The organism is Streptomyces sp. NPDC048420, from assembly GCF_040651535.1.
Classification (GTDB): domain Bacteria; phylum Actinomycetota; class Actinomycetes; order Streptomycetales; family Streptomycetaceae; genus Streptomyces.
The window spans coordinates 24,445-43,071 of sequence record NZ_JBEZKG010000014.1 but is presented as its reverse complement, the minus strand read 5'-3'; the positions used below and the strand labels follow the sequence as shown (position 1 = coordinate 43,071).

The 18,627-nt window shown below is 70.2% G+C and carries 17 protein-coding genes; 8 read left to right on the top strand and 9 right to left on the bottom strand.

The window, feature by feature from the left end:
• Nucleotides 1–88 precede the first annotated feature (88 nt).
• The 4 genes from AB0D34_RS26660 (at nucleotide 89) to AB0D34_RS26645 (ending at nucleotide 3,652) form a co-directional block, all read left to right on the top strand.
• The gene (locus tag AB0D34_RS26660; protein ID WP_362665534.1) at nucleotides 89–823 is read left to right on the top strand and encodes a VIT family protein; all 735 of its coding nucleotides are present in this window, start codon (nucleotides 89–91) and stop codon (nucleotides 821–823) included.
• A 130-nt stretch (nucleotides 824–953) separates the two neighbouring features.
• The gene (locus AB0D34_RS26655) at nucleotides 954–1,853 is read left to right on the top strand and encodes a sterol desaturase family protein (protein ID WP_362665532.1); all 900 of its coding nucleotides are present in this window, start codon (nucleotides 954–956) and stop codon (nucleotides 1,851–1,853) included.
• Entirely contained in the window at nucleotides 1,850–2,572 is a 723-nt protein-coding gene (locus AB0D34_RS26650) for a lysoplasmalogenase (RefSeq protein WP_362665530.1), read from the top strand. The genes AB0D34_RS26655 and AB0D34_RS26650 overlap by 4 nt, the downstream gene beginning before the upstream one ends.
• A gap of 36 nt (nucleotides 2,573–2,608) precedes the next feature.
• Nucleotides 2,609–3,652 (top strand): zinc-dependent alcohol dehydrogenase family protein, encoded by a 1,044-nt coding sequence (locus AB0D34_RS26645; RefSeq protein WP_362665528.1) that lies wholly within the window; start codon nucleotides 2,609–2,611, stop codon nucleotides 3,650–3,652.
• A 9-nt stretch (nucleotides 3,653–3,661) separates the two neighbouring features.
• Here AB0D34_RS26645 and AB0D34_RS26640 read toward each other — a convergent pair whose 3' ends face one another.
• From AB0D34_RS26640 to AB0D34_RS26625, 4 genes are all read right to left on the bottom strand, one after another.
• Complete coding sequence (locus tag AB0D34_RS26640) at nucleotides 3,662–4,675, bottom strand: CopD family protein (protein ID WP_362665526.1); 1,014 nt, start codon at nucleotides 4,673–4,675, stop codon at nucleotides 3,662–3,664.
• A 111-nt stretch (nucleotides 4,676–4,786) separates the two neighbouring features.
• Nucleotides 4,787–6,109, bottom strand: coding sequence for a CoA transferase (locus AB0D34_RS26635; RefSeq protein WP_362665524.1), 1,323 nt, complete (start codon nucleotides 6,107–6,109; stop codon nucleotides 4,787–4,789).
• Between the two features lie 85 nt (nucleotides 6,110–6,194).
• Nucleotides 6,195–7,760, bottom strand: coding sequence for a S8 family serine peptidase (locus AB0D34_RS26630; protein WP_362665522.1), 1,566 nt, complete (start codon nucleotides 7,758–7,760; stop codon nucleotides 6,195–6,197).
• A gap of 73 nt (nucleotides 7,761–7,833) precedes the next feature.
• Complete coding sequence (locus AB0D34_RS26625) at nucleotides 7,834–9,381, bottom strand: S8 family serine peptidase (protein ID WP_362665520.1); 1,548 nt, start codon at nucleotides 9,379–9,381, stop codon at nucleotides 7,834–7,836.
• 253 nt (nucleotides 9,382–9,634) lie between these two features.
• On the opposite strand from AB0D34_RS26625, the gene AB0D34_RS26620 reads away from it, so the two are divergent.
• From AB0D34_RS26620 to moaA, 3 genes are all read left to right on the top strand, one after another.
• Nucleotides 9,635–9,991 (top strand): DUF485 domain-containing protein, encoded by a 357-nt coding sequence (locus AB0D34_RS26620; RefSeq protein WP_362665518.1) that lies wholly within the window; start codon nucleotides 9,635–9,637, stop codon nucleotides 9,989–9,991.
• Nucleotides 9,988–11,607 (top strand): cation acetate symporter, encoded by a 1,620-nt coding sequence (locus tag AB0D34_RS26615; RefSeq protein WP_362665516.1) that lies wholly within the window; start codon nucleotides 9,988–9,990, stop codon nucleotides 11,605–11,607. The genes AB0D34_RS26620 and AB0D34_RS26615 overlap by 4 nt, the downstream gene beginning before the upstream one ends.
• A gap of 156 nt (nucleotides 11,608–11,763) precedes the next feature.
• On the top strand, nucleotides 11,764–12,753 hold the full coding sequence (moaA, locus tag AB0D34_RS26610; RefSeq protein ID WP_362665514.1) for a GTP 3',8-cyclase MoaA: 990 nt from the start codon (nucleotides 11,764–11,766) through the stop codon (nucleotides 12,751–12,753).
• Here the strand turns inward: moaA and AB0D34_RS26605 are convergent, their stop codons facing one another.
• Both AB0D34_RS26605 and AB0D34_RS26600 read right to left on the bottom strand, forming a co-directional pair.
• Nucleotides 12,754–12,972: a hypothetical protein gene (locus tag AB0D34_RS26605; RefSeq protein ID WP_362665512.1), complete on the bottom strand. Its 219-nt coding sequence runs from the start codon at nucleotides 12,970–12,972 to the stop codon at nucleotides 12,754–12,756.
• A gap of 200 nt (nucleotides 12,973–13,172) precedes the next feature.
• A complete protein-coding gene (locus tag AB0D34_RS26600; RefSeq protein ID WP_362665510.1) occupies nucleotides 13,173–13,571 on the bottom strand; it encodes a DUF3099 domain-containing protein in 399 nt (132 codons plus the stop codon).
• Nucleotides 13,572–13,816: 245 nt separating this feature from the next.
• Between AB0D34_RS26600 and AB0D34_RS26595 the strand changes: the two genes are divergently transcribed.
• A complete protein-coding gene (locus AB0D34_RS26595; RefSeq protein WP_362665508.1) occupies nucleotides 13,817–14,095 on the top strand; it encodes a GlsB/YeaQ/YmgE family stress response membrane protein in 279 nt (92 codons plus the stop codon).
• A 60-nt stretch (nucleotides 14,096–14,155) separates the two neighbouring features.
• On the opposite strand, the gene tyrS is transcribed toward AB0D34_RS26595, so the two are convergent.
• From tyrS to AB0D34_RS26580, 3 genes are read right to left on the bottom strand one after another with little or no spacing between them, the layout of a single operon-like run.
• Nucleotides 14,156–15,424, bottom strand: coding sequence for a tyrosine--tRNA ligase (tyrS, locus tag AB0D34_RS26590; protein WP_362665506.1), 1,269 nt, complete (start codon nucleotides 15,422–15,424; stop codon nucleotides 14,156–14,158).
• Nucleotides 15,425–15,482: 58 nt separating this feature from the next.
• Complete coding sequence (locus AB0D34_RS26585; protein WP_362665504.1) at nucleotides 15,483–16,877, bottom strand: metallopeptidase TldD-related protein; 1,395 nt, start codon at nucleotides 16,875–16,877, stop codon at nucleotides 15,483–15,485.
• Nucleotides 16,874–18,397: a TldD/PmbA family protein gene (locus tag AB0D34_RS26580; protein ID WP_362665502.1), complete on the bottom strand. Its 1,524-nt coding sequence runs from the start codon at nucleotides 18,395–18,397 to the stop codon at nucleotides 16,874–16,876. The genes AB0D34_RS26585 and AB0D34_RS26580 overlap by 4 nt, the downstream gene beginning before the upstream one ends.
• Nucleotides 18,398–18,627 lie beyond the last annotated feature (230 nt).

Below are 18,627 nucleotides of genomic sequence, written 5' to 3'. Positions count from 1 at the left end.
GGTCCCTGAGGATACGGGCCGCGACTGACAGTCCCTCACGGCGGCGCCGGTACCGGGCCCGCGGTGGCCCGGGTGCGATCCTCCGGGGATGACCGACGAGGATGTGAGTGAACCGGCGCACGACGAGGCGCACGACGAGGCGCGCGGCGGAGCGCTCGGCGCCCGCCTCAACTGGCTGCGGGCGGCCGTCCTGGGCGCGAACGACGGCATCGTCTCCACGGCGGGACTGGTGGTCGGCGTGGCCGGCGCGACGAGTGACCGCTCGGCCTTGCTGACGGCGGGTCTGGCAGGCCTGCTGGCCGGCTCGATGTCCATGGCGGCGGGGGAGTACGTCTCGGTGTCGACCCAGCGGGACTCCGAGAAGGCCGCGTTGGCCCTGGAGAAACGGGAGCTTCGTGAACAGCCCGAGGAGGAGCTCGAGGAGCTGACGGAGCTTCTGGAGGACCGGGGGCTGTCGCGGGACGTGGCGCGGGAGGCGGCGCAGCAGCTGACGGCTCGTGACGCGTTGCGAGCACACGCGCGTGTGGAACTCGGCATCGACCCGGACGAACTGACGAACCCGTGGCACGCGGCCTGGGCGAGCTTCCTGGCGTTCACAGCGGGCGCGTTGCTGCCGCTGCTGGCGATCGTGCTGCCGGGCGCGTCGTGGCGGGTGCCGGTGACGGTGGTGTCGGTGGTCGGGGCGTTGGTGGTCACCGGGTGGAGCAGCGCGCGGTTGGGGGCGGCGGCGCCCGGGCGGGCAATGGTGCGGAATGTGGGGGGTGGGTTGCTGGCCATGGGCGTCACCTATGGCGTGGGGGTGTTGTTGGGCTCAGTCAATTAGCGGGCAATCGGGGGCCGTTCGGCTCGCCCCTCTCTTGGCGGAGATCACCAAGAAGCAAGCGCGTACCACCGGTAATACTTGTGGGTAACAACGTCTAGCCGCGCCTGACCGGCGGTCCTACGGTGCACACATGCCGAACCTGCCCGACGTCGTGCTCTGGTCCATACCCGCCTTCGTGCTGCTCACCGTCATCGAGATGATCAGCGTCCGGATGCATCCTGACGACGAAGGTGCGGCGGCCGGCTACGAGACGAAGGACTCCGCGACCAGCCTCGGCATGGGACTCGGCAGCCTCGTCTTCGACTTCCTCTGGAAGATCCCGATCGTCGCGATCTACACGGCGATCCACCAACTCACCCCCCTCCGCGTCCCCGTCCTGTGGTGGACGGTCCCGCTCATGCTGCTCGCGCAGGACTTCTTCTACTACTGGTCCCACCGCGGCCATCACGTCATCCGCATCCTGTGGGCCTGCCACGTCGTGCACCACTCCAGCCGGAAGTTCAACCTCACCACCGCGCTGCGCCAGCCCTGGACGTCCCTGACGGTCTGGCCGTTCTACGTCCCCCTCGTCGCCGCCGGTGTCCACCCGGCCGCGCTCGCCTTCTGCTCCTCCGCGAACCTCGTCTACCAGTTCTGGATCCACACCGAACGCATCGACAAGATGCCCCGTTGGTTCGAGTTCACCTTCAACACCCCCTCCCACCATCGCGTCCATCACGCCTCCCAAGGCGGCTATCTGGACCGCAACTTCGGCGGGATCCTCATCGTCTGGGACCGGCTCTTCGGCTCGTTCGTCGCCGAGACCGTACGGCCCGTCTACGGGTTGACCAAGAACATCAACACGTTCAACCCGATCAAGGTGGCCACCCACGAGTACGTCTCGATCGTCAAGGACATCAAGACGGCGAACACCTGGCGCGAGCGGGCCGGACGGGTGTTCCGGGGGCCGGGCTGGCAGCCGTCGAGACCTCAGGCGGCGGAGGAGCCGACCTCCGGGTCCGCCTCGGTCGAGGGAACCGCGGCCGCGTGACCGCGCGGAAGGAGTCCCGACCACACTCCGACAGGCTTGTCGCGGCCTTCGCCCTGGCCGCCCTCGTGGACCTGGTCTCGCTCGCCGTCGGCTTCGACCCCGGCCACACCGTCGCCAAGCCCCTCCTCATGCCGCTCCTCGCCGCCTGCGCGGGCGTCCGCGGCGCACCCCGACTCCTGGTCCTCGCCCTCCTGTTCGGCTGGGGCGGCGACACCTTGCTGCTGTCGGACGCGGACCCGGCGTTCCTCGCCGGGATGGCCTCCTTCGCGGCGGGACATGTCTGCTACGTCGCCCTCTTCCTGCGCAACAGCCGACGAGGCGGTTACGGCAGGTACGGCGCTTCACGCGTGCGTGCCCTCCTCCCCGCCCCCACCTACACCGTCGCCCTCGTCACCACGGTCACCCTGCTGTGGCCGGACCTTCCGGCGGACCTCCGCATCTCGGTCGCCGGATACAGCACCCTGCTCACGGCCATGGCGTACACGGCCGCCACCCGGCTCGGCCCCGTCGTCGGCACCGGCGGCGCGCTCTTCCTGCTCTCGGACACCCTCATCGCCACCGGCGTCGCCGACTGGCCCCAGCTCCCGCGCCCCGAACTGTGGATCATGCTCACGTACATCACCGCGCAGTTCCTGCTGGCCGCCGGCACACTACGAGCCCTCGAAGCGCGCCCGGGGCCGATGGCGACGTACGGTGAAGTGCGCTCGACCACCCCCTGAGCGCCGTCACGACCCCGCACGAGAAGGATCCTCGACATGCGCGCCACCACCATCCACGCCCCGTTCGACATGCGCGTGGAGGACGTACCCGAGCCCGTCGTGCAGCTGCCCACCGACGCCGTCCTCAGGGTGCTCCGGGCCTGTATCTGCGGCAGCGACCTGTGGGCCTACCGCGGCGACGCGGCGAGGCAGCCGGGGCAGAGGATTGGGCACGAGTTCCTCGGCGTTGTGGAGGAGACCGGCTCCGAGGTGAGCAGCGTCAAGCGCGGTGACCTCGTCGTGGCGCCCTTCATGTGGTCCGACGGTGTCTGCGACTACTGCCGCGAGGGGCTGACCACTTCCTGCGAGCACGGCGGCTTCTGGGGCTCCGTCGGCCACGACGGCGGCCAGGGCGAGGCCGTGCGCGTCCCCTACGCCGACGGCACCCTCGTACGACTGCCCAAGGAGGCGGCCTCCGACGCCCGGCTGCTGTCCTCGCTGCTGACCCTCTCCGACGTCCTGGGCACCGGTCACCACGCCGCTCTGGGCGCGGGAGCCCGCCCGGGTGTCACGGTCGCCGTCGTCGGCGACGGAGCGGTCGGCCTGTGCGCGGTGCTCGCCGCGAGGCGACTCGGCGCCGAGCGGATCATCGCGCTGGGCCGGCACCAGGTCCGTACCGACCTCGCGCGCCGCTTCGGCGCCACCGACGTCGTCGCCGAGCGCGGGGAGGCGGCCGTGGAGGCGGTCCGCGAACTCACCCGCGGCCAGGGCGCGCACGCCGTCGTCGAGGCCGTCGGTACCGAACAGTCCATGCGTACGGCGGTCAACATCACCCGCGACGGCGGCGCCATCGGCTTCGTCGGAGTGCCGCACGGCAGTGACACCGGCGTCGACCTCGGCGTCATGTTCGACCGCAACATCGCCCTGCGCGGCGGGGTCGCGCCGGTCCGCGCCTACATCCCCGAACTGCTGCCCGACGTCCTGGACGGCACCGTCGACGCCTCACCGGTCTTCGACATGACCGTCGACCTGGAGGGCGTCCCCGCGGGCTACAAGGCGATGGACGAACGCACCGCCCTGAAGGTGCTCGTCACCAACTAGCGGGCGCCCTCACCAACGGATCGGCAGCGGCAGCGCCGTCAGCAGCCCCGACACCACGACCACGAGCCCCAGGGCGACGACCTCCGCCCGCGCGGGGACGCAGGCGGCCAGCGGGTCGGATGCGCGGCGCAGCCGGAACCGGGCCCACAGGGCGAGCGCGGCGACCGCGGCCACGAGGAGCACCTTGGCGAGCAGCGTGCGCCCGTAGGCCGTGTCCGTCACCTGGTCCAGGACCGTGCCGGGCGGCATCCGGCGCAGTGAACTCCAAACACCGGTGACGGTGATGGCGGCGAACAGAACGGCCGCCACGCGCGCGTAGAGCCCGAGCAACGCCCCGCCCGGCTCCGCGGGGCGCCAGCGGCGCAGCGTCCGCAGCACATACAGCAGCCCGCCCGTCCACAGCGCGGCGCAGGTCAGGTGAACCAGCGTCAGCCAGGAGCCGATCAGCGGACTGTGTTCCGTCGTGGGGTGGGCGCGCAGGGCCTCCGCCACGATCACGGCGGCCAGCGGCCACACCTGGACCGCCGGACGATCCGAGCGCGCGCACAGGCCGGCCACGAGGAACGCGTTGACCTCCAGAAGCGCCAACTGGCCTTCCCGGGAGGCGTACAGGCCGCCGAGGTCGATCTCGGAGAGGCTGTGCGGCACCAGGTTGCCGGTCGCCACGACCGACGCGAGACCCAGCGCGGCGACGAAACCGACTGCAGCGGCGTACGGCGCCCAGGAACGGGGCAGGGGTGGGAGCGGGTGGGCGCCGGGCAGGGCTCGGGCCAGCCGGCCCACGAACAGTTCGCCCAGCGGCACGCACAGCGCCGCGAACAGCACGGTCCGCAGCAGGGCCACCCCGCCGGTTCCGGGCGCGGCGGCCTCTCCGGTGCCGTGCAGCGCGGCGGACGGGCCGAACAGAGGTATCAGCGAGGCCAGGACCACCAGGACGAGGACGGCGACCGCCCGACCGGCGCCGCCGCGGCGCGCGGGCCCGCTCGCGTCGGCCACTCCGGCGGTGGGTCTTATCAGAGTCACCTCATGATGGTGACCAGAACGGACAGAACCGGGCAAGTTATGGGAAACAAATGGTGGTACGGCATTCCGCCCATAGGTACGTCTCCGGCCTTGCCGTTGGTTCAGGCCCGCTCAGTCCCAGTGCGCGGCATCCGTTCCCCACGGCACCGGCGGGCGCGCCCAGTTCACCGGACCGCCTTCGAAGGAGACCGGCGACAGGGCGTACCGCAGCCGCCCGAGCGCGCTGTCCGTCTCCGACAGCCAGGGCTCGGGCCCGTCGTACGGCCCGCTCCCTACGTCACCCGGCGCGGTCCCGTCCATGCCGTCGGTCAGCCACAGGGCCGTCCGCGCCAGCGCCAGCCGCACGAACCTGCTGCCGCCCTCCTCCGACTGCTCGGCCAGCGCCCGCAGCACGGCCGCCGCCAGGAGATAGCCCGTCCCGTGGTCGAGGGCCTGCGCGGGCAGCGCGCCCGGACGTTCCATCGAGCCCTCCAGCACGGCGATCCCGGTGGCCACTTGCACCAGGCTGTCGAAGCCCCGGCGTTCACGCCACGGCCCGTACCCGCCCCACGCCGACAGCTGCGCCACGACCAGCCCGGGCCGCCGTTCCGCCAACGCCTCCGGCGACAGCCCGAACCGGTCCAGCGCGCCCGGCCGGTAGCCGGTGACGACCACGTCCGCCGCCGCGAGCAGTTCCTCGAAGGTCTGCCGGTCGGTCGTCAGGTCGAGCGTCGCCGACCGCTTGCCGAAGCCGGTGTCGGCGTGCTGGTCCGGCAGTTCGGGCAGTCGGGGGGCGTCCAGGCGCAGGACGTCCGCGCCGAGCAGCGCGAGCGTGCGGGTGGCGACCGGGCCCGCGAGAACCCGCGTCAGGTCCAGGACCCGCAGTCCGGCGGCCGGCAGCAGGGGAGAGGTGCCGACGGGGGCGAGGACACGCGCGCGTGCCGTGTCCAACCGCCCTTGCTCGACCAGTGGCCGCTGCGCCACCTCGGCCGCCTGCGGATGCGCGGCCCACTCCTCGGGAGAGCGCAGGGCCACGGCGAGTCCCCCGGCCGCGTACACCGCGTCCTCCACCTCCAGGGCGGACCTCTCGGCGAGTGCCGCCTCGACGGTCGGCACGTCGTCGGGTACTCCGAGCGCGTCCAGGAGCCGCGCCCGGTGGTGGGGATAGTTGGCGTGCGTCCGCACCCATCCGTCGGCCGTTCGCCAGAACCGGGACAGCGGTGCGAAGTTGACGGGCGCACGGCCGTCGATCAACAGATGACGCTCGCTCAGGAAAGCCGCGGCGACCGCACCGTCGTCCACCCGCACCGCGGGCACTTCGGCGAGCCCGGCCCGCCGCGCCCCCAGCTCCGCGGCGGCCTGCGCGCACGCACCCACACACGCCCGTGCGAGCTCTCGCACGGGAAGGCGCCCCTGAAGAGCGCCTTCCCGCACCGCAAACTTGATTCCAGTCATAACTGCACTATGCAGTATTGACCGAATCAACATATGGACGGGCCTTGATCGCCCTGCATCGCTGCATCGCTACATTCCTGCATCGCTACTTCGTCACCGCGTCCAGCGCGTCCACCGTGCCCCAGCCGTAGAACCCGTTGCGGTTCTTGGACCCCTCGCACACCGCGTCGACCTTGCCGTCGCCGTTGATGTCGTACGGGTCCGTGCACGGCGTGGCGTCGGCCTCCGCGTACAGCAGCGCCTTCACCAGGGCCGGCGGGGCGTACGGGTGCGTCGACTTGATCAGGGCCGCCACGGCCGCGACGTGCGGCGACGCCATCGACGTACCGGCCATGTAGCCCCACTTGCCGCCGGGCAGCGTGCCCAGGATCAGACCGCTGGTCGCGGGCGGCGCCGGCGTCTGGTAGGCCGTCGAGTCACCGCCGGGCGCGGCCACGTCGATGACGCCCAGGCCGTAGTTGGAGAACGACGACTTGATGCCCTTCGCGCCGGTCGCCGCGACCGTCACCACACCCGGCAGCTGCGTCGGTATGTCGAAGCACTCCGACGGGTCGATCACCCGGTCCGAGGGCGTGGCGTCGTTCGGCGAGACCGGATCGGTGATCTCGTCGGCCGCCAGGTCGTAGTTCTCGTTGCCGGCCGCGGCCACGTTGACCACACCCCGCTTCTCCGCGTACCGCGAGGCCCGGGTGATCGCGTCCACGAGGGCCTTCTGGTCCGGGTCGTCGGTGCAGTTGAAGTACCACGGGTCGGTGTAATAGCTGTTGTTGGTGACGTCGACCCCATGGGTGGCCGCCCACATGAAGCCGCAGACCACGGCCTCCGTGTAGAAGTAGCCGGCGGTGGTCGACACCTTGATGCCCGCCACCTTCACACCGGGCGCCACGCCCGTCATGCCGACGCCGTTCTTGGCGGCCGCGATCTCACCGGCCACGTGTGTGCCGTGCGGGCTCTCCGCCGCGCTCGGCCGCCACGCCCCGTCGGCGGTGTCCGGCTTCCCCGTCACACAGTTGACGGACGCGGCCCGGTCGAAGTTCGGCGCGAGGTCCGGGTGGGTGTCGTCCACGCCGGTGTCGATCACCGCGACGGTCACCTTGCTGCTGCCGAGCGACTTCTCGTGCGCCTTGTCCGCCTTGATGGCCGGCAGGTCCCACTGCAACGACTCCAGGGGGTCCTGGCCGGCGTCGGCGGCGGCCTGCGCGGCGGCCATCTGGGCCGAGCTGAGCGCCTTCGGCGTCCCCTCGTCGGTCGTCGACTGCGCGGGCAGCGGCGCGTTGCGGGTGTTGCCCGCCGACTCGACCCCGCGGACCCCCCGGATCGTCTTGGCGAAGTCGGGGTTCGACGAGTGGACGACGATCACGCCGATCTGGTCGTACGACGTCACGATCGTGCCGCCGGCCTGGGCGATGGCCTTCCTCACCTGGGCCGAAGGGCCGTGCCCGGGACGGACATTGACGACGTAGCTGAGCGCGGTACCGTCCGCGTCGACGGCGGCGAGGATGTCGTTCGCGGTGCCGGTGACACCGGCCACTGTGCCGGGCAGGTCGGCCGCGGACGCCGTGGCGCCCGGCAGGAACGCCACAGCCGTGGCCAGGGTCATACCGAGCGGGATCGCGATCGCGCGCCGGAAGCGCGGATGGGGCCCTGTCATGATGAAAGTGTCTCCAGTTCGTTCGCGGAACAAGCGGTCCGTGCGGGTGGTGTGGGGGCTTCTGTCCGGCGGGTCACTTGACGGCGCGCAGCGCGTCGACAATGCCGAAGCCGTAGAAGCCGTTGACCCTGGTGCCGCCCTCGCACACCGCGTCCTGGGTGCCGTCGCCGTTCTGGTCGTACGACGCCGGGCAGGCCGTCGCGTCCGCCTGAGCCTTGAGCAGCGCCTGCAGCTGGGCCGGGCTCGCCTTGGGATGCGTCGACTTCAGCAGCGCGGCGACGCCCGCGGCGTGCGGCGAGGCCATCGAGGTGCCCTGCAGGAAGCCGTACTCGCCGTTCGGCATGGTGGACAGGATGCGGCCGTTCTTCGACGGCGTGTCCGGGATCTGGTAGAGCCGGTCGCCGCCGGGCGCCGCGACATCGATGACGCCCTTGCCGTACGAGGAGTAGTACGACTTGAGGTTCTTGACGCCCGTCGCGCTCACCGTGACGACCCCCGGAAGCTGCGTCGGCACGTCGAAGCACTCGTGAGGGTCGACGGTCCGCTCCACCGGCGTGGAGTCGTCCGGGCTCGTGGTGTCGACGATCGCGTCGGAGTCCAGGTCGTGGTTGGAGTTGCCGGCCGAGGCCAGGCTGAGGGTGCCCTTCTTCTGGGCGTACAACTGCGCCCTGTTGACCGCGTCGACAATGGCCCGCTGATCTGGATCGTCCATGCAGTTGTACAGCCATGGATCAACGTAGTAGCTGTTGTTCGTGATCTCGACGCCGTGGTCGGCCGCGAACACGAAGGCGCACACGACGCTCTCCGGGTAGAAGAGGCCGTCGCTCGGGTCGGTCACATTGATGGCGGAGACCTTCACGCCGGGCGCGACCCCGGCCACGCCGATGCCGTTGCGCGCGGCGGCGATCTCACCGGCCACGTGGGTGCCGTGGTAGTCGTCCGCGGTGTATGGCCGCCAGGCGCCCGGGCTGGTGTTCGGGACACCGCCGTCGCAGTTGGCGGACTGGGAGGCCGAGAAGTTCGGCGCGATGTCGGGGTGGGTGTCGTCGACGCCGGTGTCGATCACGGCGACGGTCACCTTGCGGCTGCCCGGGTTGATCTTGGCCGCCTTGTCGGCGCCTATCGCGCGCAGGTCCCACTGGTCGGCCTCGAGCGGCTCGCTGTCCGGCGTCGCCGCCGAGGCCTTCGCGACCTTGGCTGCCTGAGCGTCCGACAGGACCTGGACCGCGCCCTCGTCCGTCGTACCGGCCGGGGTGAGCGGCGAGGTGCGGGTGGCGCCGGCGGACTGCACCCCGCGCAGCTTGCGGATCTTCTGGGCGAAGTCCGGGGCGGAGGAGTGGGCGACGATCACGCCGATCTTCTCGTACGTGATCACGACGGTGCCACCGGCCGCCGGTATCGCCTTCTGCACCGACGCGATCGTGCGGTGGTCCACCTTGGTGTTGACGACGTACGACAGGCTCGGCGCGTCCGAGGCCTGGGCCGTGGTGCCCGCGAAGGGGGCGGCCGAGGCCGCAGCGGGCAGGAAGCCGAGCGAGGCCGTGAGGGACAGCACGACGGGCACGGCGAGCGCGATACGGCGTCTGGAACGGGTCGAACGCCTGGAGCGCGGCTGGGACATGGGGTCTCCACATCATCCGGAAACGAAACCGGCCCGAGACGCAGGTGTCGCTCGGGCAGGTACATGACGGGTGGTGCAGGCCGAAGCTATCTCCCGAAGTCGCTGGCCAGCAATGACTTCCCCAAGGTGAGTTCGGAAAGAAGCAAAGCGAGTTGAACCGGTCCCAGCGCGGCGCCGTGACCTTGGACAGGGAACGCGAGGACACTCGCGCCCGGTCCCCGTCACAACCGCACCCGCAACGCGAGGAGACTTCGTGTCCACCGACGCACCGCCCCCCTCGAAAGAGCAGCACAAACTCCCCACCACCGCGGAGTTCACCGAGGTGCAGGAGAGCGCGGAGTTCGGTGAACTGCGCCGCTCCTACCGCTCCTTCGCCTTTCCGCTGACCGTCGGCTTCATCGCCTGGTACCTGCTGTACGTCCTGCTGTCCAACTACGCGGGCGACTTCATGGGCACCAAGGTCTTCGGCAACATCAACATCGCTCTGGTCCTGGGCCTCGCCCAGTTCCTCACCACGTTCCTCATCGCCTGGTGGTACTCGCGCGTCGCCGCCGCGAAGTTCGACCCGAAGGCCGAGGCCATCAAGTCCCGGATGGAGGGCGGAGCATGAGCCCCGCGATCACCCTTGCCGCAGGCGAGGCCAGCGAGCACCGGCCGCTGATCATCAGCCTGTTCGCGGTCTTCGTCGTCGCGACCCTCGTCATCACGGTCTGGGCCGGACGCCAGACCAAGGACGCCTCCGACTTCTACGCGGGCGGACGTCAGTTCACCGGTTTCCAGAACGGCCTCGCCGTCTCCGGCGACTACATGTCCGCCGCGTCCTTCCTCGGCATCGCGGGCGCCATCGCCCTCTTCGGCTACGACGGCTTCCTCTACTCCATCGGCTTCCTGGTCGCCTGGCTCGTCGCCCTGCTCCTGGTCGCCGAACCGCTGCGCAACTCCGGCCGCTACACGATGGGTGACGTGCTGGCGTACCGCATGCGCCAGAGGCCCGTCCGTACCGCGGCCGGCACCTCCACCATCGTGGTCTCGATCTTCTACCTGCTGGCCCAGATGGCGGGCGCGGGCGTCCTGGTCTCCCTGCTGCTCGGCATCACCAGCGACGCCGGCAAGATCGGCATCGTCGCCCTGGTCGGCGTCCTGATGATCGTGTACGTCACCATCGGCGGCATGAAGGGCACCACCTGGGTCCAGATGGTCAAGGCCGTCCTGCTGATCGCGGGCGCCCTGCTGCTGACCTTCCTGGTGCTGCTGAAGTTCGACTTCAACGTCTCCGACCTGCTCGGCTCCGCCGCCGACAACAGCGGCAAGGGCGCGGCCTTCCTGGAGCCGGGCCTGAAGTACGGCGCCACGGGCACCACCAAGCTGGACTTCATCTCGCTCGGCATCGCCCTGGTCCTCGGCACCGCCGGTCTGCCGCACATCCTGATCCGCTTCTACACGGTGCCCACCGCCAAGGCCGCCCGTAAGTCGGTCATCTGGGCCATCGGCCTCATCGGCGCCTTCTACCTGATGACCCTCGCCCTCGGCTTCGGCGCCGCGGCCCTCATCAAGCCGGACGAGATCATCGCCTCCAACAAGGCGGGCAACACGGCTGCGCCACTGCTTGCACTGCATCTGGGCGGCGTCGACTCCAACTGGGGCGCGATCCTGCTGGCCACCATCTCGGCGGTCGCCTTCGCCACCATCCTCGCGGTCGTCGCCGGTCTCACCCTGGCCTCGTCCTCGTCCTTTGCGCACGACATCTACGCCAACGTCATCAAACGAGGTCAGGCCACCGAGAAGCAGGAGATGAGCGCGGCCCGCTGGGCGACCGTCGGCATCGGCGCCGTCTCCATCCTGCTGGGCGCCCTCGCCCGTGATCTGAACGTCGCGGGCCTCGTCGCCCTCGCCTTCGCGGTCGCCGCCTCGGCAAACCTGCCCACGATCATCTACAGCCTCTTCTGGAAGCGGTTCACCACCTCCGGCGCCCTGTGGTCGATCTACGGCGGCCTCGTCGCGGCGGTCGGCCTGGTGCTGTTCTCGCCGGTCGTCTCCGGCAAGCCCACCTCGATGTTCCCGGACGTCGACTTCCACTGGTTCCCGCTGGAGAACCCGGGCATCATCTCGATCCCGGTCGGCTTCCTGCTCGGCATCATCGGCACCTACCTCTCCAAGGAGGAGCCGGACAAGGGCAAGTACGCGGAGCTGGAGGTCCGGTCCCTGACCGGCACCGGCGCCCACTGACCCGTCCACTGAGCGGCCGTGTCGTAGATCTCTACGACACGGCCGCTTCGTACGTCGTGGGATCGGGCACTGTCGTTGTCAGCGACGTCACGTAGGCTCGCAAGTGACGGAAAACGATGGATCCGGCACTGATCCGCGACGAGGGAGGGGGCCCACGTGCTCATCGACACCTATGGCCGGGTCGCCACCGACCTGAGAGTCTCGCTGACCGACCGGTGCAATCTGCGGTGCACGTACTGCATGCCGGAAGAGGGCCTGCAGTGGCTGGCCAAGCCGGACCTGCTGACCGACGACGAGATCGTCCGCCTGATCGACATCGCCGTCACCTCCCTTGGCATCGAGGAGGTCCGGTTCACCGGCGGCGAGCCCCTGCTGCGCCCCGGTCTGGTCGGCATCGTCGAGCGCGTCGCGGCTCTCCGGCCCCGCCCCCAGATGTCCCTCACCACCAACGGCATCGGCCTCAAGCGCACCGCGACCGCCCTCAAGGCGGCGGGCCTGGACCGGGTCAATGTCTCCCTCGACACCCTGCGCCCGGACGTCTTCAAGACACTCACCCGCAGGGACCGGCACAAGGACGTCCTGGAAGGTTTGGACGCCGCCCGCGAGGCGGGTCTGACCCCGGTCAAGGTGAACTCCGTCCTGATGCCGGGGCTCAACGACGACGAGGCCCCGGACCTCCTGGCCTGGGCCGTGGAGCACGACTACGAACTGCGCTTCATTGAGCAGATGCCCCTGGACGCCCAGCACGGCTGGAAGCGAGACGGCATGATCACCGCCGGGGACATCCTGACCTCCCTGCGCACCCGCTTCGAGCTGACGGAGGAGGGCGCGGACAAGCGCGGCTCGGCCCCCGCGGAGCGCTGGCTGGTCGACGGCGGCCCGCATGTGGTCGGCGTTATCGCCTCGGTCACCCGCCCGTTCTGCGCCGCCTGCGACCGCACCCGCCTCACGGCCGACGGCCAGATACGCACCTGCCTGTTCGCCCGCGAGGAGACCGACCTGCGAGCGGCACTGCGCTCCGACGCCGGTGACGAGGAGGTCGCCCGTATCTGGCGCGAGGCGATGTGGGGCAAGAAGGCCGGCGCGGGCCTGGACGACCCGTCTTTCGTTCAGCCGGACCGCCCGATGTCGGCGATCGGCGGCTAGCTAGGCCCCCTCGGGCGCCCGCCAGTCCTCGAACTTCACTACGTCCTTGAGGAAGCCCCGCACCCCGAGGAACTGCGACAGATGCTCCCGGTGCTCCTCACAGGCCAGCCAGGTCTTCCGCCGCTCCGGCGTGTGGATCTTCGGGTTGTTCCAAGCGAGCACCCACTCGGCGTCGACGCGGCAGCCCTTCGCGGAGCAGATCGGGGTCTCGTCACTCACAGCGGTGTCTCACAAGCGGGGAAAAAGCAGGGGGAAAAGGCGACGCCGAGCAGCCACGGGGGGAGCTGCCCGGCGTCGGTCTGTCGCTCCGACGGGGGATGCGGAGCGCGTACGAAGTATGTCACGGGTAACCCTTGGCCCGGCACTGGAACAACATGATTGATCTGAGCTTTTCTTGAGCTTGGTACTGAGTAAACCTCTCACGTCCGTTCGTGCGGCCCGCCCCGTACACCCGAGGCCGACCCGGCCGCGCCGTCTTCCGGCACCGGTTCCGCGAAGTCCCCGTCCGCCCGCGGCGGCATGATCATCGGCCGGGTCGGAGCGGTCACGAACGTCGAGGGCAGCGACGGCGCGTTCTCCCGCCCCGCGTTGGCGATGACGACGGCGATATAGGGCAGAACCGCCCCGAGCACCAGCGCAACGATCGCCACGTGCCGTTCGACGTTCCAGAGCGTGGCCGCGAGCACCACGGACAGCGTACGAACCGTCATCGAGATGACGTACCGGCGCTGACGCCCGCGCACGTCCTCCTGCAGACCGGTCCGGGCGCCGGTGATCCGGAACACCTGGGCGCTGCCACCGGCATGCTGCTTCCGCATCACATTCCACCATCCGCCCGCATCGGACTCTCCCCGCCCCGCATCCGCTCCCCGCCCGGTGGAGATACCGGGCCAGGACACCTTCCACGTTACGCCGCGCCTGCGCCGCCTACGAGACCGGGGCACCTCCCGCCTGGGCGGACGACCTCACTCGCAGCGCGTACGGCCCTACCCGACATGCGCCGTAGCGCGAACGGACCGACACTGGCCGTAATGCTCACGTAGAGCCGTACGAGGAGGCAGCCATGGGCTGGTTGTGGGCGATCATCGTGGGATTCGTGCTGGGTCTGATCGCGAAGGCGATCATCCCCGGGAAGCAGCACAGTCCCCTCTGGCTGACCACCATCTTCGGCATGCTGGGCGCCGTCGCCGGCAACGCCATGGCACGCGGGTTCGGCGTGGACGAGACCTCCGGCATCGACTGGAGCCGCCACGTCTTCCAGCTCATCGCCGCGATCATCATCGTCGCCGTCGGCGACATGCTCTACATGGCGACGCTGGGCAAGAGGAAACGACGCACCTGAGTGCGGTACGTCGATGGGGGCGCCCTCCGCGCGGAGGGCGCCCCCATCGACGTACGAGAGCTACGCGGACGTGACCTCGACCGCCGCCAGGTTCTTCTTGCCCCGGCGTAGCACCAGCCACCGCCCGTGCAGCAGGTCCGCCTCGGCGGCGACGGCGTCCTCGGCCGTGACCTTCACGTTGTTCACGTAGGCCCCGCCCTCCTTCACCGTCCGCCGCGCGGCCGACTTGCTGGCCACGAGACCGACCTCGGCGAACAGGTCGACGACCGGCCCGAGCTCGGCGACCTGGATGTGCGGCACCTCGGACAGCGCGGCCGCCAGCGTCGCGTCGTCCAGCTCCGCCAGCTCGCCCTGCCCGAAGAGAGCACGGGACGCGGCGATCACGGCGGCCGTCTGGTCGGCCCCGTGCACCAGAGTCGTCAGCTCCTCCGCCAGCGCCCGCTGCGCCGCGCGCGCCTGCGGACGCTCCACGGTCTGCTTCTCCAGCTCCTCGATCTCCTCATGGGACCTGAAGCTGAAGATGCGCAGGAACTTGGAGACGTCCCGGTCGTCCGCGTTCAGCCAGAACTGGTAGAAGGCGTACGGCGTGGTCATCTCGGGGTCGAGCCAGACCGTGCCGGACTCCGTCTTGCCGAACTTGGTGCCGTCGGCCTTGGTGATCAGCGGCGTGCCCAGCGCGTGCACCACGGCGTCGGGCTCGACCTTGTGGATCAGGTCGGTGCCCGAGGTGAGGTTGCCCCACTGGTCGCTGCCGCCGGTCTGCAGCGTGCAGCCGTGCCGCCGGTACAGCTCCAGGAAGTCCATGCCCTGCAGGATCTGGTAGCTGAACTCGGTGTAGCTGATGCCCTCCTGGGACTCCAGGCGCCGGGCCACGGCCTCCTTCGCGATCATCTTGTTCACGCGGAAGTGCTTGCCGATGTCCCGCAGGAACTCGATGGCCGACAGGCCCTGTGTCCAGTCCAGGTTGTTGACCATGACCGCGGCGTTCGGGCCCTCGAAGCCCAGCAGCGGAGCGATCTGCGCGCGCAGCCGCTCGACCCACTGGGCGACGACCTCGGGCGCGTTCAGCGTGCGCTCCGCGTTCGGCTTCGGGTCGCCGATCAGACCCGTGGCGCCCCCGACCAGGCCCAGCGGACGGTTGCCCGCCTGCTGGATCCGGCGCATCGTCAGGATCTGCACGAGGTTGCCGAGGTGCAGGCTGGGCGCGGTCGGGTCGAAGCCGCAATAGAACGTGACGGGACCGTCCGCGAACGCCTTGCGCAATGCGTCCTCGTCAGTGGAGAGGGCGATCAGCCCGCGCCACTTCAGCTCGTCGACGATGTCCGTCACGGTTCTCGTATCTCCTTGAAAAGATCCTCGGGCAGCCGAACGACTACCGGCTACGAGGTTATACGCCCTGACTGACAGAGCTCATATTGAAGTCGGGCACCCGCAGCGCGGGCATCGCAGCCCTAGTGAACCAGTCGCTCCACTCCCTCGGCAGCGTCTTTTCGGTGCGCCCGGCTTCGGTCGCCCGCCCCAGCAGGCCGACCGGCGACTCGTTGAAGCGGAAGTTGTTGACCTCGCCGGTCACCTCGCCGTTCTCGACGAGGTACACCCCGTCCCGGGTCAGCCCGGTCAGCAGCAGCGTGGCCGGGTCGACCTCGCGGATGTACCACAGGCAGGTCAGCAGCAGCCCGCGCGTGGTGTTCGCGACCATCTCCTCCAGGGAGCGGTCCTGGCCGCCGTCCAGGATCAGGTTGCCGATCGCCGGGGCGACGGCGAGCCCGGTCAGGCCCGCGCTGTGCCGGGTGGTGGTCAGATGCGCCAGCGTGCCCTGCCGTACCCACTCGGTCGACCCGACCGGAAGGCCGTTGTCGAACACCGACTGGTCGCCTCCGGAGGAGTGCGCGACGACGAACGGCGCGGTCTCCAGGCCCGGCTCGTTCGGGTCGCTGCGCAGGGTCAGCGGCAGGTCGGTGAGCGACTCTCCGACCCGGGTGCCGCCGCCGGGCTTGGAGAACACCGTCCGTCCCTCGACCGCGTCCCGGCCGGACGCCGACCAGAGCTGGTAGATCAGCAGGTCCGCGACCGCGGTCGGTGGCAGCAGCGTCTCGTACCGCCCGGCGGGCAGCGGGACACGCCGCTCGGCCCATCCGAGGCGTACGGCGAGCTCGGCGTCCAGCGCCGCCGGGTCGACGTCCTTGAAGTCCCGCGTGGAGCGACCGGCCCAGGCCGAGCGGGTACGGTCCGGCGACTTGGCGTTCAGCTCCAGCGTGCCGTTGGGCTGGTCGTGGCGCAGCCGCAGCCCCGTGGACGTGCCCAGGTACGTCGAGACGAGCTCGTGGTTGGCGAAGCCGTAGAGCTCACGGCCGCCCGCACGCGCGCGTGCGAAGGACTCACCGAGCGCCGGAGCGAAGTCGGCGAAGACGGCGGAGGAGGTCTCGGCGGGCGCGTCCGTGAAGTCCGGGGACTCCGGTACACCGGTGACCAGGGGCTGGGCGTCCTCGGCGGGCCCGGCACCGCGCGCGGCGGCCTCGGCGGCCCGCACCAGCGGCTCCAGCTCGTCCGCGGTCACCGCGGACCGGGAGACGACCCCGGAGGCGGTGCCCTCCTTGCCGTCGACGGTCGCGACGACGGTGAGCGTGCGCCCGCGCGTGACGCCGTTCGTGGTGAGCGCGTTGCCCGCCCAGCGCAGGTTGGCGGTCGAGTGCTCGTCGGCGATCACGACACAGCCGTCGGCCCGGGACAGCGCGAGGGCCCGCTCGACGATCTCGTGCGGCTTGTTGGTACGCGGGCTCATCGACCGGCCTCCTGCGTGGTGTTCAGAATGTTGACGCCCTTGAACAGGGCCGACGGGCAGCCGTGCGACACGGCCGCGACCTGGCCCGGCTGGGCCTTGCCGCAGTTGAAGGCGCCGCCGAGGACGTAGGTCTGCGGGCCGCCCACCGCGGCCATCGAGCCCCAGAAGTCGGTCGTGGTCGCCTGGTAGGCGACGTCCCGCAGCTGCCCGGTGATCCGCCCGTTCTCGATCCTGAAGAACCGCTGGCCGGTGAACTGGAAGTTGTAGCGCTGCATGTCGATCGACCAGGACCGGTCGCCGACGACGTAGATCCCGCGGTCCACGCTCCCGATGAGGTCCTCCGTGGACATCCCGGCGGGATCGGGCTGGAGCGACACGTTGGCCATGCGCTGCACCGGGACGTGCCCGGGGGAGTCGGCGTAGGCGCACCCGTTGGAGCGCTCGAACCCGGTCAGTTTCGCGATCCGCCGGTCCAGTTGATAGCCGACGAGCGTGCCGTCCTTCACCAGGTCCCAGGACTGACCCGCGACGCCCTCGTCGTCGTAGCCGATGGTCGCGAGGCCGTGCTCGGCGGTGCGGTCCCCGGTGACGTTCATCAAATCGGAGCCGTAGCGCAGCTTGCCGAGCTGGTCGAAGGTGGCGAAGGAGGTGCCGGCGTAGGCCGCCTCGTAGCCGAGCGCGCGGTCCAACTCGGTGGCGTGGCCGATGGACTCGTGGATGGTCAGCCACAGGTTCGACGGGTCGACGACCAGGTCGTACAGGCCCGCCTCGACACTGGGTGCCCGCATCTTCTCGGCGAGGAGCTCGGGGATCTGCTCCAGTTCGCTCTCCCAGTCCCAGCCGGTGCCCGTGAGGTACTCCCAGCCGCGTCCGACCGGCGGCGCGATGGTGCGCATGGAGTCGAACTCGCCGCTGGACTCGTCGACCGAGACGGCGGTCAGCTGCGGGTGCAGGCGCACGCGCTGCTGCGTGGTCACGGTCCCCGCCGTATCGGCGTAGAACTTGTTCTCGTGCACGGTGAGCAGCGAGGCGTCGACATGGTTGACCGCGTTCGCCCCCAGCAGCCGCGCGCTCCAGTCCGCGAGCAACGCCGCCTTCTCCTCGTCGGGCACGGTGAAGGGATCGATCTCGTACGACGAGATCCACGTACGGTCCGCGTGCACGGGCTCGTCGGCGAGCTCCACCCGCTCGTCGGACCCGGCCGCGCGGATCACCTGGGCGGAGAGCTTCGCCATGGCCACGGCCTGCGAGGCGACCTTGGCGGCGGCGTCCAGCGTCAGGTCCACGCCCGACGCGAAGCCCCAGGTGCCGCCGTGCACGACCCGCACCGCGTACCCGAGGTCGGTGGTGTCCGAGGAACCCGCGGGCTTGGCGTCCCGCAGCCGCCAGGACGCGCTGCGCACCCGCTCGAACCGGAAGTCCGCGTGCTCGGCCCCGAGCGCACGCGCGCGTGCCAGCGCGGCGTCGGCGAGGGCACGTAGGGGAAGCGCTGTGAAGGCTTCGTCGATGGTATGAGGCACCTGGGTCTCTTCCTGTCGGGATGAGGGTGGGCGACGGTTGCCCCGATCATGTCGCGGCGAACGGTCCGCGGACCACACGTTTCCGACCGCCGTCGGCAACTTTCTGTAGGGACCCGACAGTGAGTCCCGTAAGCCACTGTCGGTGCCCGAATGTCCTCCGGCGGGAGCGGCCCGATAGGTTTTCGGAGAAGCCGCCTGTCCTCCAGGTGTTCGGGCGGATGTGTCATACC

Bases quoted from the DNA above. Each gene is read 5' to 3' on its own strand.
- AB0D34_RS26660 (WP_362665534.1), top strand. From the start codon at position 89: ATGACCGACGAGGATGTGAGTGAACCGGCGCACGACGAGGCGCACGAC.
- AB0D34_RS26655 (WP_362665532.1), top strand. From the start codon at position 954: ATGCCGAACCTGCCCGACGTCGTGCTCTGGTCCATACCCGCCTTCGTG.
- AB0D34_RS26645 (WP_362665528.1), top strand. From the start codon at position 2,609: ATGCGCGCCACCACCATCCACGCCCCGTTCGACATGCGCGTGGAGGAC.
- AB0D34_RS26635 (WP_362665524.1), bottom strand. From the start codon at position 6,109: ATGACTGGAATCAAGTTTGCGGTGCGGGAAGGCGCTCTTCAGGGGCGC.
- AB0D34_RS26630 (WP_362665522.1), bottom strand. From the start codon at position 7,760: ATGACAGGGCCCCATCCGCGCTTCCGGCGCGCGATCGCGATCCCGCTC.
- AB0D34_RS26625 (WP_362665520.1), bottom strand. From the start codon at position 9,381: ATGTCCCAGCCGCGCTCCAGGCGTTCGACCCGTTCCAGACGCCGTATC.
- AB0D34_RS26615 (WP_362665516.1), top strand. From the start codon at position 9,988: ATGAGCCCCGCGATCACCCTTGCCGCAGGCGAGGCCAGCGAGCACCGG.
- AB0D34_RS26600 (WP_362665510.1), bottom strand. From the start codon at position 13,571: ATGCGGAAGCAGCATGCCGGTGGCAGCGCCCAGGTGTTCCGGATCACC.
- AB0D34_RS26595 (WP_362665508.1), top strand. From the start codon at position 13,817: ATGGGCTGGTTGTGGGCGATCATCGTGGGATTCGTGCTGGGTCTGATC.
- AB0D34_RS26585 (WP_362665504.1), bottom strand. From the start codon at position 16,877: ATGAGCCCGCGTACCAACAAGCCGCACGAGATCGTCGAGCGGGCCCTC.